The organism is Cyanobacterium sp. T60_A2020_053 (genome assembly GCA_015272165.1).
Classification (GTDB): Bacteria; Cyanobacteriota; Cyanobacteriia; order Cyanobacteriales; family Cyanobacteriaceae; genus Cyanobacterium.
In genome coordinates this window covers 72,914-90,022 of the sequence record JACYMF010000012.1, presented here as the reverse complement: position 1 = coordinate 90,022, position 17,109 = coordinate 72,914, and the positions used below count along the sequence as shown (strand labels likewise).

Genomic DNA, 17,109 nt, shown 5'->3' with positions numbered 1-17,109 from the left:
GGTCATAGAAAACTATATCAGGGGTATGGAACGTGCCTCTTTAGACGCAGAGTCGCCAAGCTCTACTGAGTGCGGAAGCATGAGGCAACTTGGGGCGAAGAAGCGTCAGAAACGCATTTCTCAGCGTAGCGGAAATGCGTAGTTCATTTTACCTTTGCTCTTTTAATATCTCGCAAAGGCACAAAGATTTTTTTTCATTTACAGTCCTCATCAGAAGTTATGGCTTTACCTAAATCAAAACCTTTTCTTAAATGGGTGGGGGGAAAATCACAGCTAGTTAATGAGATTGATCAATTAATTGGTCAAGTTGTTCAGAAAACAAACAAAAATTTAACTTATATCGAACCATTTGTGGGTGGTGGTGCAATATTATTTCATGTTTTAAATAATGTCACTAATATTGAAAATTTCATCATTAATGATATTAATAGAGTTTTAGTTAATGCTTATAAAGCTATACAAAAAAATCACTTACAATTAATTGATTTATTACTAGATATACAAAGCAGTTATTATAGTTTGAATACTTTAGAGGAAAAACGAGTTTTCTATCTTGAAAAAAGAAAAGTTTTTAATTTTAGTAGTGAAGATCAGCTCATTAAAATAGCTTTATTAATTTTTTTAAATAAAACTTGTTTTAATGGTTTATATCGAGTAAATAAGCAAGGTAAGTTTAATGTTCCTTTTGGTAAATACCTAAAACCAACTATTTGCGATATTGATAATTTATCATCTGTTCATCAGTTTTTACAAAGGGTTAATATTTTAAATGGTGATTTTCAAGAAACCTTGGAGGGCGCTGTTTCTCCTAGTTTATTCTATTTAGACCCTCCTTATAAACCTATAAAGCTAACTTCTTCTTTTACGTCATATTCTCAGGGAATGTTTAATGATCAAGAGCAAATAAGACTTAAACTTTTTTGTGACGAAATTAATAAAAATAATCATTATTTCATTCTTAGTAATTCCGATGTCAAAAATTACGATAGTTGTAATAATTTTTTTGATGAATTATATCAACAATATAAGATTAAAAGAGTCAAAGCGAGAAGAAGTATTAATTCTCAGGGAGATAAAAGGGGGGAAGTTTTTGAGTTAATTATTACCAATTTTTAACTTTATTAAAATGCTTTGTCCTCACCCCCAACCCCTCTCCCACAGCAGGGTTTTTGCAAAGTCCGCATCAAAATTGATTTGCTTTTGACAAGAAGACAGGTTGACAGGGAGACAGGAGGATTTTTTACTATTAATTGATTTATTAGTAGTTAAAAACCTCTGAATTTCAGATTATTGGCTAGTTTGAGAAACTAACATTTTTGAGAATGAAAACGCCCTGCTCCCACAGGAGAGGGGAGTAATTTTTTCTAAAAATTCTGAGAAAAGTTAAAACTTGGGAGCTTCTTTCGGTAAACCTAACATATCATAGTTACCTTTACCTGGCGCTACCATCGGATAACAGTTTTCATTGGCTTTAACTCTCACATCCATTAAAACTGGTCCATCGTGCGCTAACATCTCAGCAACAGCGCCCTCCAACTCTTCACGGGTATCAACTACCATTCCTTTAACTCCGAAGGCTTGGGCCAGTAATTTAAAATCAGGCATTCCAGTCGTCATATTAGAAGAAGAATAACGCTCACCGTAAAAAGTTTCCTGCCATTGTCTTACCATACCCTGCCAACCGTTGTTAATAATAACGGTTTTAACCTTGATGTTATATTGAGCGAGGGTTGCCAATTCCTGTAAATTCATTTGGAAACTAGCGTCGCCACTAATACAAACAACTTCTTCATCAGGTAAAGCGACTTTAGCGCCCATAGCCGCAGGTAAACCATAGCCCATGGTACCCAAACCAGCACTAGAAATCCAACGGCGTGGACCTGTTTTCAAGAATTGAGCTGACCACATTTGATGTTGTCCTACATCTGTAGTATAACAGGCGAGGGGCGCTTGATTGGCAATTTCCACAATGACTTCTTGAGGGGAAAGAGCATTTTCAGGGTGAGGCACTTCGAGGGGATAATCATTTTTCCATTGTGCAATGGTAGCTAACCATTCACCAGTATCGGTTTCGGTGGATAAGTCTAAATCATCAATGCGATGGAGAATTTGTCTTAAAACTTGGCGCACGTCACCAACAATCGGCACATCTGGGCGACGGTTTTTACCTACTTCCGCCGGATCAATATCGATATGTATTACTTTTGCTTTCGAGGCAAATTCATCTAATTTACCCGTAACTCGGTCATCAAAGCGCGCGCCAACGGCAATCAATAAATCACAAGCAGTAACAGCAAAATTAGCGTAAGCGGTGCCGTGCATCCCCAACATACTAACAGAAAGGGGATCATGTTCATCAAAAGCTCCCAATCCCATCAAAGTAGTGGTGACAGGAATTTGAAAACGTTGAGCTAAGGCTTTAATTTCTTCATGGGCATTAGCTAAAATTGCTCCCCCCCCAACGTATAATAAAGGGCGACGGGCGCTGGTAATCAAATCAATGGCAGCGTTAATTTGGCGAGGATTACCCTTAACGGTAGGGCGATAACTAGCTAATTTGACATCACCGGGGTTAACAGGCACATAATCACACTCTTCTAAGCCCACATCCTTGGGAATGTCCACCAATACAGGACCTGGGCGCCCAGTACTAGCAATGTGGAAGGCTTCAGCGAGAATCCATGCAATATCACGGGCATGGCGCGCTACATAGGAATGCTTCACAATAGGTAGGGTAATCCCATAAATATCGGTTTCTTGAAACGCATCTGAACCGATGGCAGCACGAGGCACTTGTCCTGTGATGATGACCATAGGAATAGAGTCCATGTGCGCCGTAGCGATGCCCGTAACCAGATTAGTAGCACCCGGCCCAGATGTCCCAAAACATACCCCGACTTTACCCGTAGCGCGCGCGTAACCATCGGCAGCATGAGCCGCGCCCTGTTCATGTCTAACTAAGATATGTTTTAATTTTCCTTGGGCTTCAAAACGATATAATTCATCATAGATCGGCAAAATTGCTCCACCCGGATAACCGAAAATATGTTCTACCCCATGACGACAAAGGCTATCCATTAAGGCAAATGCTCCGGTGGCGGTGATGGGCGCTATTTCTGGGGACAGTTTTACTGGGGAAATGTTAGAAGCTACCATAGAAGTTATTTTATTTGTGTCTTTGATTACATATCTTCTTATTTTATAGCTCCCAGTAGTATCTTGTAACGTCTTTTTGTCGATTTGTTACATTTTGTTTTTTCATTTTTATAGCAATCCTAAATGATTCATAAGAAAATAAACACAAACAATTAAAAAACTTTTTTCCTTTTAGTATATAAATGGTTGATTAGGTTAGACAATAGGCAATAAAAATTTATTAAATAATCTTAATTCAATTTATTGAACGTAATCTCACAAGCCGTGTAATTCATTACACGGTGGATGTAAGGTGAAGATACTATATTTAAAAAATAATTGATTTTAAACAGGGCTAACATTATGGCATAATTAGAGCTTGAGGAGCAAATAGCAATTAACAGATTATGAATAGAGAAGTAAATTGTCAGGTTGAATGTGTTAATGGTTGTATTTTAGGCGAAAAATGTCCCAATCGAGAATATGCCCAAGAAACTACTAAATTTTTACAAAATACCTCTTTAGATAAAATGCTAGAAATGGCAGAAATCGCACGCCAAAAAAAATTAACTGAGCCTCCAAAATGGGTTATTCCTGATGAATTATGAATTATGAATTATGAGTTATGAATTATGAATTATGAGTTATGAATTCTCTATTTAGAACAGTATTTCGGGCTAAAATCCCGAATTTTGTTAATTAATAATTTTAAAATCGAAAAAAATTTGTCAAAAGAAAGATTAGATATTTTATTAACTCAGCAAAATCTTTGCGAATCTCGTGCCTTAGCTCAAAAATTGATCAGAGCGGGAAAAGTAAAGGTAAAAGGTCACGTTGTGGATAAACCGGGGACATTATTCTCCGTGGATGTGGCTATTGAGGTAAAAGCCCAAGCGCCCTTCGTCTCCCGAGGTGGCGAAAAATTGATACGGGCGCTGGATTATTTTAATATTGATGTAGTTGATAAAATATGTCTTGACGGCGGTATTTCCACGGGAGGATTTACCGATTGTCTATTACAAAAAGGAGCAAAATTAGTTTATGGTGTAGATGTGGGTTATGGGCAAGTGGCTTGGCAACTGCGACAGGATGAGCGAGTCGTTTTAAGGGAAAGAACTAATTTTCGTCATCTTAGTTTTGCTGATTTGTATGGAGAAAATCCAGCGCCCTCCCTCGGTGTTATGGATTTATCTTTTATTTCTCTCACCAAAGTATTAGATAATCTCTGGCAATTATTATTAGAACCCAGAGAAGTTATATTATTAGTGAAACCACAATTTGAAGTGGGCAAAGGTAAAGTTGGTAAAAATGGCGTAGTCAGAGAAGTAGAATTACAGGCAGGGGCGCTGGAAAATGTCATGCACCACGCCATTAAATTAGGATGGCAATATCAAGGGGTGACATATTCCCCCATCACTGGACCGGCTGGTAATATAGAGTATTTACTATGGTTAAAACAGGGAAATAGCAACGAGATTCCTCCCTTAGAATTATTCAGCGCCCTTGCCCAAGAAGCTCAAGAAAAACTTAATTCATAACCGTTTCTTTAGAGATATTTTTGCTAGTGATGGGGTTGTGTTCTGGATTTTGAGCCTCAGCACTGACAACACTAACTCCCTCGTCTTTTAATTGAATCATAATCTTGGGACCAGAACTTGCCAAACGAACTACCATACCATCTCGCACTAAAACCTTGTTAATTTTTCTGCCATTAACAAAAGTACCATTCGACCCCAAACTCACTAATGCCCAATCAGCGCCCCTCGGTCTAATTTCCATGTGATGACGAGAAACCACCGCACTATATAACACTACATCATTATCATTAGCTCGTCCAATTCTAACCACAGTGTTAGGTTCAAAATTCCACTTTTGAACAGGGATTGATTTGAGAGGGTGTAAAAGAGTTAGGGTAATCACCGACATTTCATCTGGTTGAGTATTTTTTATATAGTTATACGTTAACGAGGGCTATTTTAACAACTATAGTCACTATACTTATTTATCCTACCCGATCTTGCTCCTAATCACATCAACAATCATTAAGTGTTTTTACGGACACTATTAGTGGGAAGTGGATAGTAGAAAGGTTGATAAATCAAAAGTTTGATCATAATCATAGCTTTTTAACAATTCCTAGTTTTCATCAATTTAAATGCAAACTAACTTAGGATTTTAGGTTTTGTGAGGGTTGAATAGTATTCAACCCATCATGAATAAAGTTTTATTAAACAAACGGTTTAAAACCCTGCTGATAAAAAATTAAGCAAAAATATAATCGTATAATTCACTGGGCTGAGGTTCAGGGCTTTCCTCTGCAAACTTCACCGCTTCATCAATATCAGCCATGACTTTTTTATCCACGGCATCCAATTCAGCCTGAGAAACGATGTTATTTTCCGTCAAATAACTGGCAAATTTCTTAATAGGGTCTCTGGCATTCCAAAACTCTTTTTCCTGTGCATCCCTTAATTCATCAGGATCAGCTAAAGAATGACCACGAAAACGATAAGTTAATGCTTCAATAAGAGTAGGACCTTCCCCGGCGCGCGCCCTGGCAATGGCTTTTTGTGCCACATCCCTAACTGCCAACAAGTCCATACCGTCAACTTCATAGCCTTCCATGCTAAAAACACTAGCTTTTTTATAAATTTCAGGCTGAGAAGTAGCGCGATCATGAGCCATACCAATGGCCCATTTATTATTTTCCACCACATAAATAACCGGCAACTTCCACAGCGCCGCCATGTTTAGACATTCAAAAAACTGACCATTATTACTGGCGCCATCGCCAAAAAAACAAACTGTTACCTGATCCGAACTTTCATCCCCCAAAGCTAAACGGCGGTACATACTTTGATAAGCAGCGCCCGTCGCCACGGGGATACCCTCAGCCACGAAAGCATAACCACCTAAAAGACGATGTTGTGCCGAAAACATGTGCATGGAACCACCGCGCCCCTTACTGCAACCGGTGGACTTGCCGAATAACTCCGCCATTACCTCCTTGGCTGGAACACCGCTACTAAGGGCATGAACGTGATCTCTATAGGTACTACAAACGTAATCTTCTCCATTACGTAAGGATTTGACTATACCACTAGAAACAGCCTCCTGTCCGTTGTAGAGATGGACGAAACCGAACATTTTGCCCCGATAGTACATTTCCGCGCATTTGTCTTCAAACAAGCGCCCTAGCACCATATCTTCGTAATATTTCAGACTTTCTTCTTTACTGATTTTAACCGTAGAGTGATCAAATTTGGGTAGCTGTCTTTCTTCTGCCATATTTTTTTACAATATTTTAGTCAATCTCAATCTTACCTTACTTAGGGGCAGAGGAAGCAGAGGAAGCAGGGGAGGCAGGGGAGGCAGAGGAAGCAGGGGAGGCAGGGGAGGCAGGGGAGGCAGAGGAAGCAGAGGAAGCAGAGGAAGCAGGGGAGGCAGGGGAGGCAGAGGGGAGATCATAATTCATAATTCATAATTCATAATTCATAATTCATAATTCATAATTCACTCAACCTTTGCCCTTTTAATTAAAGTTGAATAGTTGTTTTAGCTGCCATCTGAGTTTTTTTCTTCTCTGCATTAGATAACTGCGCCCCCCCCTGTAACCTAGTGGCACTGGTTTGTAGGATAGTAGCGCCCGTCTCATCTCCTAATTGAATGGCGGTTTTAGCGGCAGTTTGTAATAAAGTGGCGGCAGCGAAAGAGTCTCCTTGTTCTAATTTTTCTTGGGCTAACTGAGTTTGACGATATTTAGCAAGGGTTAATACTGATTTTTGAATCTGAGAGTTGACTTGGGGCTGATATTGTGCTTGTACTTGAATATTGACGGGTATCACTTCCGAAAACATGGTTTCCCCTCTGACATTATCGTAACGCACTTGCACCGTAGCCACAGACTGATTACCTAACGATAATTTACCTAAATAAAGATTAGTTAAAATGATTCTCTCTTGAGTCATTAAATCCCCTAATCTGATGGTAAATTTTTGCAAATTATTTTCATCTCTTTGGGGGTGTAATTCTACGGTTTCGGGCGCTACTTGGGCGATGGGTTTCAATTCCGCTAGGCGCACATCTTCCGCTAATTCTAGTAATAAATAAGCATTGGTTAACCCGACGGATTCCATTCTTGCTAAAAGTTTTTGAAATTCTTGGGTAGCTTGATCGGCAAATTCGATATGACTTAAACTACCATTGGCAATATCGCTAATGGTTTCTAATACTTTTTGATTCCAATTATTACCAAATCCCATGGTGTTGATGGTAATGTTATATTCTGAGGCTAGTTGTGCCAATTTTAAACAGCGCCCGTTATCCCCATGCTCATTTTCTCCGTCTGTTAACAAAAGAATTTGAGAAATACGCTTATCTTTACCCTTATTAATTTCTTGGATACCTAATCTCATACCTTCGTCAATGGCTGTGCCACCATCGGCACTCAATGAGATAATACTATTTTTGATGGCTTCTTTGTTGGTAACATTTTGATTACTAACAATCACTTGAGCTTCATGGTTAAAGGCAATAATAGAAATAGTATCATCGGCGGTTAACTTATCGACAAAGGCGCCCACCGCCTGTTTAACATTCTCTAAGGGTTTTCCCACCATTGAACCACTACGATCTAAAATAAGGCAAATATTAAGGGGTAAGCGATTGATTTCCTGATCTTTTACTGCTTTGATACTTACCCCTAATTGTCGTTGGGTGCTAGTATTTTCAGAGGATATACTGGTATCGTTTAATTCTACTTCTATTAATGGTTTCATGGTTATTCCCCAGATTAGTCAACTCTATTATGGACATGAATAACGGTGAAGGGTGCTGTTCTTTAATGAATTATTAATAATTAGGGGGCGCTGAATAAATTAAAACCTTTGCCCCTTCCCCTTTTAACTTTGCCCCTTGAAAACCTTTGGGAGAGACAAATCAATTGCGCACAAAAAAAACACCCTTTTCAGAATGTCTTTTTGCTTATATACCCCCAAGGGAATTCGAATCCCTGTCGCCTCCGTGAAAGGGAGGTGTCCTAGGCCTCTAGACGATGGGGGCTTAGGTTTTGCGTGTTTTTTTGAATTAATCTTACATAACGCACACTTAATAATATAACCATTTTTTTTTAAAGTGTCAAGGAATTTATGGTTTGTGGAGAAAATATTTTTACGGCTCAGAAATGACGCTCAAGTTAACGTTTTGTTGATCTTCAAGGGGTTGATTACTTCTGACAACTAATCTTTCTGTAGGTTGTAATCCTTGTAAAATTTCCACTTGACCATTTTCGGTTTCGCCGATGGTAACGTTACGGAGAGTAACTTGAGGATTTTCGCCATTTTGGCTAAGAATAAAAACGGTGCTGTCATTGCCGTCAATTTCTAGGGCGGTTTGAGGAATGGTGATGGGCGCACTCCCCCCTGACTGAAGACTAACTCTGGCCAATAATCCGCCACTAATGCTTTGATTGGAGTTGTTAACGATAATTTCGATGGGGATTTGACGGGCGCTGGTGTTGGCGATAGGGGAAATATTATTGATTTGCCCTGTTAAAGTTTGGTGCGGATGCGACTGCTTGTATGGCTGTATTTTCTAAGGTTTTGGCTACTTCTACTTCTCGGCGAGGCACTGCACCTTCTTGGTATAATTGTTCTAGTCTATCTGCATCTGTCTGAGCTTGTTGTAACTCTGCTCTTGCTGATTCTACGGCAGTTTTGCTATCGTTAATTTGCGCCATAGCGCGCGCCAAATCGGCTTCCAGCGCCCTCAACTCCCCTTCAGAGCGTGTCACTGCTGATTGTAGGATAGTATCATCTAGTTGTCCAATAATTTGCCCTTGGCTCACTCTATCTCCTACATTAACGGCTAAGTTTAATAGTTGTCCTTCGGCTTGAGACCTTAATATTATTTCACTTTGGGGCGCAGTATTACCAATATATTCTCGACTGGGGGTGGCGGTGGCATTTTCTACTCTAATAACGTCCACGGAGGGGAGACGGGCTCTGGTTTGTCCTCTTTCTTCTTGTGCTTCTGTTTCTTGATTTGAGAAACATCCCCCCAAAAAACTACAGAAAATAATGATTAGGAAAGGGTTGGTAATTTTACTGGGTGACATGATGAAGATCGGAAAAAAGAATAATTGTTAAATTTTGTTAAAATCGCCTTCATTCTATCACAAGGAATTTTTAATTAATTTTGTAGTAAGTCAATAATGGCTTGATTAGCTTCAGGAAACTGAAAATTAGTTAACTCGCTAGGTGTAACCCAGCGCACTTCAACGGATTCCAACGGCTGAGGATTACCAGCAATGATATGACATTTAAACACCATCAAAGTTAAGGTAAACTCGGGGTAATTATGGTTAATATCCATGAGGTGACTATCTATCACAATATCAACCCCTAATTCTTCTTTGATTTCTCTAATTACACAATCTTCGGGGGTTTCTCCCTCTTCTATTTTACCGCCCGGAAATTCCCAATAACCCCCCATCGAGTCGTGGGGCGGGCGCTGGTCTATCAGTATATTATGACTATCGTCAATAATTACCGCTACAGAGATTCGTTTTTGAGGATATGTCATAAAGAAAATATAATGTAATTTTCAATAGAATTATTAGATTCAAAAGACGGAGGAATATTAAATAAAACTATAAATTAGTTTGAGCAAAATTCAGCTTGATTAAGAATATTAGAGGCTCTGGCCAGGGCTAAAAACATTAATAAAAGTGGAATCAGAACGAATAGAGATTTATTCAGATATGTTAGTGGTAACGGAAGAGACAAGATATTATATAACTGACGTTACGCACTGATTCAAATGTTAAGGGAGGTTTCAGGTAGCAGGTAGCAGGTTTCAGGTTTAAAACCCTTCCCTCCATAGACTCTTGTACAACAAAAAGATCAATAAACATAAGTTTCTTGTCAATTCTTTAACCTAATACCTGACACCCGACACCTGACACCAACAATTAATTCTATATTTTGCGTAACATCAGTTACTAATTAACTCCGAAATTACTTTACTCGTGGCGGCTGAAGTGGTAGAGTATTGCCGAGCATCGGTAATTAACCAATCGATAGCCGCCTCCTTCACATCAATAGCAGTACCAGTTTTATCCACGCAATAGCGCCCGAATACTAGCTTATCCACCAAACGAATACCACCACCTAAACGAGAATACTCAAAAATGACGCTATTATCCACCGTAGCACCCTCACAAATCCAACAATTAGGACCAATCATGCTCGGACCAATAATTTTTGCTCCATTTTCAATGCGAGTCATGGCGCCAATATAAACAGGTCCAGTTATATCCACTTGATCCCAATCTACAGCCACATTAAGCCCTGTATAAATACCCGGTTTAACTTCCTTACCCGGAATTTGAACATTTTTAATATCCCCCGATAATACCCCCCTTACCGCCTCCCAATAATCCGGTACTTTACCAATATCAACCCATTCAAACTCCATGTTGATAGCATAAAATGGCAATCCCAACTCAACCAAACGAGGGAATAATTCACCCCCAATATCATATTTTTGATTCGGAGGAATATAATCAATTACTTCTGGCTCAAAAATATAAATCCCTGTATTAATTTCCGTACTTAAAGCTTCTTCTACCGCAGGCTTTTCTTGAAAAGTTAAAATTTTACCCGTCTCATCAGTAACAACTACCCCATAACTAGAAACCGAATCCTTCGGTACAGTTTTTGTCACGACCGTGGCAATAGAGCCCATCTCCTTATGTTTTTTGACCACCGCAGTTAAATCAAGATCAATTAAAGCATCGCCACAAAGTACCACAAAAGTATCATCAAAAAAAGGATTAAATTGCTGAATCCGTTTAATACCTCCAGCTGATCCTAAAGCCTCCCCTTGCAACTCACCATCAACAATACTACCTTCAAAAGAATAACCGATTTCAACACCAAATCTTTGCCCATCACGAAAATAACTTTCAATTTCTTCCGCCAGATGACTCACATTCACCATTACTTGATCAAAACCATGTTGCCTTAAAAGTTCTAACAAAAACTCCATTACAGGTTTTTGTAAAATAGGAATAAGGGGTTTAGGGATGGTATGGGTAATAGGACGAACACGAGTACCCTTTCCAGCCGCCAAAATCATTGCTTTCATAATAGATATTTTAAAAATAAATCAAAGACCAAATAACCATCGGTTTAAACTCAAATGTTACCATTTTTTAAGCAATTAAATTAATTGATAATTGATAAACAGTAAAACCTGATAATTGTCCACTATCCATTGTCAATTGCTAATTTGCCCTCACTACTTACTTTTCCTCCTTGCCCCACTTACCAATACTGCCCATAATATTTTCTAAAGTTTGGTAAGTTTCTAAAATTTTATCACCCTGTAAATGTACTTCTGCGGTAGGATAATTCTCGATAATTTCCAGAATGCTTAATTGATTATCATTTAAAGCAGAAAGAACTAATGCGCCTCGCAAAGATTGCATACTAGCACTATCCGAAGGAGTAGTAATAACTTCGGCTAACGGATTAAGTAAAAATGAACTCCAAGAGTGGTTAAGAACCTTAGAAAGCATCACACCATCAACAGGAATATTTTGTTTTAATACTCTCTGCATTATTTTAGGGTCTTGTTTTGTGGCATTAAAATAAATTTCGAGGTTACCAGATTTTTTCCCTGTTTCTGCAAAAGTAACTATATCCTTATGAGAAATGCCCATGCGAAACGAGCCACAGCGAATCACTACATCTTCAGCGCCCATCACCTCAGTATTAATCCCTATAACTGTTAAAACACTAATAGTCATTAAGGTTAAAATTTGCCACTGTTTTTTTGTCATAACTTAGTAATTTCTATTCCCACCATTTTATGATCATGGACGAAACTAATTAAATAAGGTTTCAACAGTACGAAAAAGCAACTCAAAAACAAAATAGCTAATGGTCAGGAGAAAAAGAAATTTTTTACCAAATGGCTTGGGTAATATCAATATTGAAATTATTGCAAAATGAAAAAAACTAAAAAATTTACTAAATATAAGTTTTATTTATATAGCAAAGTTTTCTGGTATTTTAAGGCATTATTTCACAACAAGTCTAATCTTTATTGGTTCAATCTTAGTTGATTTTGTTCATAAATTAAATTAAAAAAATTTTTCACCGTAGGAATTGCTAAACGATCACAAGTGGTCACTAATACCACATCTCTAGTTAGTGGTAACCCAGAATCAAGGGTGATGGGTATGATGGCTAAAGTAGGGTCTAAAACAGACTCTTGTAATGCAGACTGAGGTAATAAAGCGATTAAATTACCTTGACGAATTACCCCTCGGAAAGCGTCTAAAGTGTTTAATTCCATCGCCACCAATAAATCAAAGCCGTGACTGGCAAATAAATCTTGTACTATCCTTTGCATTCCATAGCCATCTTTAAAAATAACTTGGGGATAACTAGCCAAATCCTTAACCGTCAAACTACTTTTACTTGCCAAAGGATGGTTTTTGGCGACTAAAACTTGTATCACTTCTTCATATAAAGGCTTAACCAACATTTCTCCTGTGGCGGTTAAATATTTGTTATTCATGACGATAGCCACATCCACTAAACCATCGCGCAAAACTTTCAGCGCCCGATCACTGCCTAGAGCGGTTACTCTTAATTGTACCCTTGGATGATTTTGACAAAATTGCTGTAAGAGGGGAGGAAGAAAATAAGCGCAGACGGAATGAATCGCCGCTACACATAACTCTGGTTGTTCTCCTTCTAATAGTTCTTTGATTTTTTCTTCTACTTTATCCCACTCTTGACAAATACGCCTAGCATGGGGTAGTAATTTGTCACCAGCTACTGTTAATTTAGCTTGAGCATGACGATGAAATAGAGAAGTTCTCAAATGAGCTTCTAAGGCTTGAACCTGACGACTGATAGTAGATTGAGTTACTCCGCATTGCTTTGCCGCCTGTCCGAAACTGCCGGTTTCGCTTACCGCCATAAATGCCTTAATTTGCTCGATTCTCATTAATCTACTAACTTAATTTATTTTATCTTTAACCTATTAAGCTATCTATTTTGAGGTGTGAAAATCTGTAACAATTCATACTATTTATTGAAGCTGTGTGAGGAAACACTCAATAGCTTATAATCATTACAAAAGTTATTATAAAAAAATAATGTTTCCTTTTAATTTATCATGGGACACTGCAATTATTACTGGTAGCTGTTTATGGTCACTGGCTTTGTATCTTGCTTTTGCTTCTCTGAGAGAGAAAATTATTGATGGTTTAGAAAAATGGTTTAATTTTGCGGAGGGTTTTTTATATACTTCCAAGCAGGAATTTGAACGCACGGCGAAGGGGCGAGAGTCTCAAAATGCTTTTTTGGCTTCTTTAATTAGTATTATTCCTTTTTTTATTTTTGGTATTATTGCTAATTTATGTATCGGTTTTGGTTTTGGTAAAAGTTGGGAAATTAGTATGGGTATTCTTGCTTGTATCGCTTGTGGTGTCTATGCTTTAGGTCGTCAAGATTCTCAAAGATAATTTTAAAAAACGGTGGAGGGCGCTTTTTCTTCACGATATTTAAGGTTTTTAGCCTAAATATAATGCAAAAGACCTAATTAAATATTTTTCAGCACCAGAAAATAGAGATTTAGGAATTGTCAAAAGACAAAGAAAACCGAGGCAAAAATTAATTATTGCACCATTTCCAGACGAGATAAAAAATCGAACAAACTTTTTCTTTGAAAACTCTTTGAGACCTTGCTTTTAACCTTAACTTCTAACCAATGGGTCTATGTAGCGATCTTAAATCGTTTGAGAAAAAATAATCAACCAAAAAAATGATATACTTTGGGGAAATATTGCCCCTCATATAAATAGGATTGGTTTTCTTTGTTTAATTTCAATCATAATTTTGATGAACAAAATTGGGTGGACGGAGATGAGAATTTTAATAATGCCTCTGTCGATACTCACACCCCCCAAAAAACCAAGGGTTATCGATTCAAACCAGAAACCATCGCCTTAGTGGAAACGGCTTTTATGGCAAGTACCGCTAGTTTGATATGGTTAATTGATTACTATTTTCGCTTAGGTCCTTTTCTTAAAATGCTCTATCCTTTACCTATCGCCTTAGTTTATCTTAGACGTGGTCAAAGAGCATCAATTATGACTACCGTTGTTTGTGGCTTACTGTTAAGCATTCTCATGGGTCCTCCCCGCAGTATTGTATATGTTATCCCCTACGGTTTGATGGGTATTCAATTTGGGGCGCTATGGGCGAGGGGCGCTGGGTGGCATTTATCCTTATTTATGGGTAGCTTGATCGGTAGTTTTGGTTTTTTCTTCCGTTTTTGGTTATTTTCCATTCTTCTCGGAGAAGATTTATGGCTTTATGTCGTTAATCAAATTACAGGTTTAGCAGATTGGATATTTTTACGCCTAGGCATTCTAGCACAACCAGCGCCCTCCCTCATTCAACTGCTCATTTTGGTTGTAGTATTCGTCAATAGTCTGATTTATTGCTTTACCGTACATTTAGTAGCATTGCTAATGTTAGATCGACTGAAAAACCCCATTCCGCGCCCTCCGCAGTGGTTGAGAGTCATCTTAGATTATGAATAATTGATGGAGACAGGGAGAAAGGGAGAAAGGGAGGAAGGGAGAAAGGGGAGAAAGGAAAAAACGTAGGGGTTGAACAATGTTCAACCCATAATTCATAACTCATAATTCATAATTCATAATTCATTAGGGTTTAGCCCACAAAAAATGGTAATCTGGTATGTTAGCAGAAAAAAATCACCATAAATGATCTTTTCAGTACCAATACTTGGTAAATTAACCTAAATATTGATATAAAACAAATTGTAAAGATGAAAGCATTAGTAATAGGCGGAGACGGTTACTGCGGATGGGCAACAGCATTACACCTCTCCAATAAAGGATACGAAGTAGCAATCCTAGATAGTCTAGCACGCCGTCACTGGGATGATAAATTAGGCGCACAAACATTAACCCCCATTGCCCCCATCCAGCGCCGTATTCAACGCTGGTATGAATTAACAGGAAAAAAAATTGAGCTTTTCATTGGTGACATCACCAATTATGACTTTTTAATTAACGCCTTTCGTACCTTTGAACCAGAATCCATCGTTCACTTTGGGGAACAACGTAGCGCCCCTTACTCTATGATAGATCGTGAACACGCTGTATTTACCCAAGTTAATAACGTAGTGGGTACATTAAACATCCTCTACGCCATGAAAGAGGAATTTCCTGACTCTCACCTCGTTAAACTAGGTACAATGGGCGAATATGGTACACCCAACATCGATATTGAAGAAGGTTATATCGAAATCGAACATAACGGGCGCAAAGACGTTTTACCCTATCCCAAGCAACCCGGTAGCTTCTATCACCTCAGCAAAGTTCATGATAGCCATAATATTCATTTTGCTTGTAAAGTTTGGGGGATTCGCGCTACTGACTTAAATCAGGGTATCGTTTACGGTGTTTTAACCGAAGAAACAGGCATGGATGAGTTATTAGTTAACCGCCTTGACTATGACGGCGTATTTGGTACAGCATTAAACCGTTTTTGTATTCAGGCAGCCATCGGACATCCTCTCACAGTATATGGTACGGGCGGACAAACCAGAGCCCTATTAGACATCAGAGACACCGTCAGATGTATGGAATTAGCCATCGCTAACCCTGCTGATGCTGGTCAATTTAGAGTGTTTAACCAATTTACTGAACTATTTAGTATTAATGACTTGGCTAATTTGGTACAAAAAGCAGGAAGCACCATCGGTTTAAAAGTAGAAGTTAATAACCTTGCTAATCCTAGAGTAGAATTAGAAGAACATTATTTTAATGCTAAAAATACTAAGTTATTAGATTTAGGTTTACAACCTCATTATTTATCTGATTCTTTACTTGATTCTCTGCTTAATTTTGCTACTAAGTATAAAGAAAGAGTGAATTTAGAGCAAATTTTACCCACAGTTAACTGGCGCAGATAATTAAGTGGTGCTGAAAAACTGGAGTGCTAAAGGCAAATTGATAATTGACAATTATGAGGTTTTACTATCCTCGTGTAGCATCTGTAATATTGTATTTTAACTGCATTTTTACTAAAAAAAGCGTGATTTTGCGTACTTTTTGATGCTTGTAATATGTCTTAGCCCTTATGAATCAATACTTCTGAGTTTATTCAGTAAACCCTATATAGACAAGGGGTTTAAACCCCTTGTTATATCAAACCCTAATAATTACTTACAATAAAACTTTGCGCCTTTGCGTCTTTGCGAGAGATTTTCTCTTAATTATTCAATTTGTTGGGTTACGCTTTCGCTAACCCAACCTACAAATTTCTTAACTCAAAATAAATTTTTTCAGCAACCCCTAGTTAAACTGAAAATAATACATCAGATGATAGACAAAATCAGGTTTAAGATTTAAACGGCGCTGTAAATCCACCAAGTTACGGTAGTTACCAATACTTTGTCTTTGCTCAATAATCGCCATAGCTAAACTTTGATCTAAATTAGGAATAGCCATTAATTGTTCAACACTTGCAGTATTCGGATTAATTTTGGAGGGCTCGTGAAAACTATTTTGATCATAATAAGCAAAACTGAGTAAAGGTTGCCAAAACATAATACGAGAAACTGATACTCCCAGTGCCGCAGCTAAATCTTCCAAACAGAGAAATTGTATGCCCGAAGTAGTCATTTCCACCAAATTTCGAGCTTGAGTAATGGAGATACCGGGTAATCTTAACCAGTCATCAACCGTAGCTTGATTAACGTCAATTTTAATGCCTAAACTTGCACCGATGTTAATTTCTACAGCATTTTGAAAACGATAATAGGGATTACTTTCGATTTTACGCACCAGCGCCCTCCCCCGTCCATTAAAATTTATCATGATGATATGGTGATAATTGTGTTGCAAATTATTAAGAAACT

At 38.1% G+C, this 17,109-nt stretch carries 18 protein-coding genes and 1 tRNA gene; 6 read left to right on the top strand and 13 right to left on the bottom strand.

The window, feature by feature from the left end; translation table 11 throughout:
- Positions 1–219: 219 nt before the first annotated feature.
- Positions 220–1,116: a Dam family site-specific DNA-(adenine-N6)-methyltransferase gene (locus tag IGQ45_02125; protein ID MBF2056021.1), complete on the top strand. Its 897-nt coding sequence runs from the start codon at positions 220–222 to the stop codon at positions 1,114–1,116.
- 267 nt (positions 1,117–1,383) lie between these two features.
- Here IGQ45_02125 and ilvB read toward each other — a convergent pair whose 3' ends face one another.
- The gene (gene ilvB, locus IGQ45_02120; GenBank protein ID MBF2056020.1) at positions 1,384–3,156 is read right to left on the bottom strand and encodes a biosynthetic-type acetolactate synthase large subunit; all 1,773 of its coding nucleotides are present in this window, start codon (positions 3,154–3,156) and stop codon (positions 1,384–1,386) included.
- Positions 3,157–3,542: 386 nt separating this feature from the next.
- On the opposite strand from ilvB, the gene IGQ45_02115 reads away from it, so the two are divergent.
- Together IGQ45_02115 and IGQ45_02110 are read left to right on the top strand one after the other, a co-directional pair.
- The gene (locus tag IGQ45_02115; protein ID MBF2056019.1) at positions 3,543–3,743 is read left to right on the top strand and encodes a hypothetical protein; all 201 of its coding nucleotides are present in this window, start codon (positions 3,543–3,545) and stop codon (positions 3,741–3,743) included.
- A gap of 117 nt (positions 3,744–3,860) precedes the next feature.
- A complete protein-coding gene (locus tag IGQ45_02110) occupies positions 3,861–4,673 on the top strand; it encodes a TlyA family RNA methyltransferase (GenBank protein ID MBF2056018.1) in 813 nt (270 codons plus the stop codon).
- Here IGQ45_02110 and IGQ45_02105 read toward each other — a convergent pair.
- From IGQ45_02105 to IGQ45_02055, 11 genes are all read right to left on the bottom strand, one after another.
- Positions 4,663–5,055, bottom strand: a complete 393-nt coding sequence (locus IGQ45_02105; protein ID MBF2056017.1) for an FHA domain-containing protein — start codon at positions 5,053–5,055, stop codon at positions 4,663–4,665. The two genes, IGQ45_02110 and IGQ45_02105, sit on opposite strands and share 11 nt — an antisense overlap.
- A 342-nt stretch (positions 5,056–5,397) precedes the next feature.
- Positions 5,398–6,423 (bottom strand): pyruvate dehydrogenase (acetyl-transferring) E1 component subunit alpha, encoded by a 1,026-nt coding sequence (pdhA, locus tag IGQ45_02100; GenBank protein MBF2056016.1) that lies wholly within the window; start codon positions 6,421–6,423, stop codon positions 5,398–5,400.
- Between the two features lie 37 nt (positions 6,424–6,460).
- Positions 6,461–6,610, bottom strand: coding sequence for a hypothetical protein (locus tag IGQ45_02095; protein MBF2056015.1), 150 nt, complete (start codon positions 6,608–6,610; stop codon positions 6,461–6,463).
- Between the two features lie 61 nt (positions 6,611–6,671).
- Entirely contained in the window at positions 6,672–7,913 is a 1,242-nt protein-coding gene (locus IGQ45_02090; GenBank protein MBF2056014.1) for a VWA domain-containing protein, read from the bottom strand.
- A gap of 210 nt (positions 7,914–8,123) precedes the next feature.
- Positions 8,124–8,196: transfer RNA gene (locus IGQ45_02085), tRNA-Glu, on the bottom strand.
- A 108-nt stretch (positions 8,197–8,304) separates the two neighbouring features.
- Complete coding sequence (locus tag IGQ45_02080) at positions 8,305–8,580, bottom strand: hypothetical protein (protein MBF2056013.1); 276 nt, start codon at positions 8,578–8,580, stop codon at positions 8,305–8,307.
- Between the two features lie 88 nt (positions 8,581–8,668).
- Positions 8,669–9,250, bottom strand: a complete 582-nt coding sequence (locus IGQ45_02075; protein ID MBF2056012.1) for a hypothetical protein — start codon at positions 9,248–9,250, stop codon at positions 8,669–8,671.
- Positions 9,251–9,324: 74 nt separating this feature from the next.
- Entirely contained in the window at positions 9,325–9,717 is a 393-nt protein-coding gene (mutT, locus tag IGQ45_02070) for an 8-oxo-dGTP diphosphatase MutT (protein MBF2056011.1), read from the bottom strand.
- Between the two features lie 411 nt (positions 9,718–10,128).
- Positions 10,129–11,283, bottom strand: a complete 1,155-nt coding sequence (locus IGQ45_02065) for an NDP-sugar synthase (protein MBF2056010.1) — start codon at positions 11,281–11,283, stop codon at positions 10,129–10,131.
- Positions 11,284–11,440: 157 nt separating this feature from the next.
- The gene (locus IGQ45_02060) at positions 11,441–11,980 is read right to left on the bottom strand and encodes an alpha/beta hydrolase (GenBank protein ID MBF2056009.1); all 540 of its coding nucleotides are present in this window, start codon (positions 11,978–11,980) and stop codon (positions 11,441–11,443) included.
- A 263-nt stretch (positions 11,981–12,243) separates the two neighbouring features.
- Positions 12,244–13,158 carry a LysR family transcriptional regulator gene (locus IGQ45_02055; GenBank protein MBF2056008.1) on the bottom strand — a complete coding sequence of 305 codons (915 nt, stop codon included), beginning with the start codon at positions 13,156–13,158 and terminating at the stop codon, positions 12,244–12,246.
- A gap of 151 nt (positions 13,159–13,309) precedes the next feature.
- Between IGQ45_02055 and IGQ45_02050 the strand changes: the two genes are divergently transcribed.
- From IGQ45_02050 to IGQ45_02040, 3 genes are all read left to right on the top strand, one after another.
- Positions 13,310–13,678, top strand: coding sequence for a hypothetical protein (locus IGQ45_02050; protein MBF2056007.1), 369 nt, complete (start codon positions 13,310–13,312; stop codon positions 13,676–13,678).
- Positions 13,679–14,179: 501 nt separating this feature from the next.
- On the top strand, positions 14,180–14,761 hold the full coding sequence (locus tag IGQ45_02045) for a DUF2232 domain-containing protein (protein MBF2056006.1): 582 nt from the start codon (positions 14,180–14,182) through the stop codon (positions 14,759–14,761).
- A 248-nt stretch (positions 14,762–15,009) separates the two neighbouring features.
- The gene (locus IGQ45_02040; protein ID MBF2056005.1) at positions 15,010–16,161 is read left to right on the top strand and encodes an NAD-dependent epimerase/dehydratase family protein; all 1,152 of its coding nucleotides are present in this window, start codon (positions 15,010–15,012) and stop codon (positions 16,159–16,161) included.
- 382 nt (positions 16,162–16,543) lie between these two features.
- On the opposite strand, the gene IGQ45_02035 is transcribed toward IGQ45_02040, so the two are convergent.
- Positions 16,544–17,068: a ComEA family DNA-binding protein gene (locus IGQ45_02035; protein MBF2056004.1), complete on the bottom strand. Its 525-nt coding sequence runs from the start codon at positions 17,066–17,068 to the stop codon at positions 16,544–16,546.
- Positions 17,069–17,109: the final 41 nt, after the last annotated feature.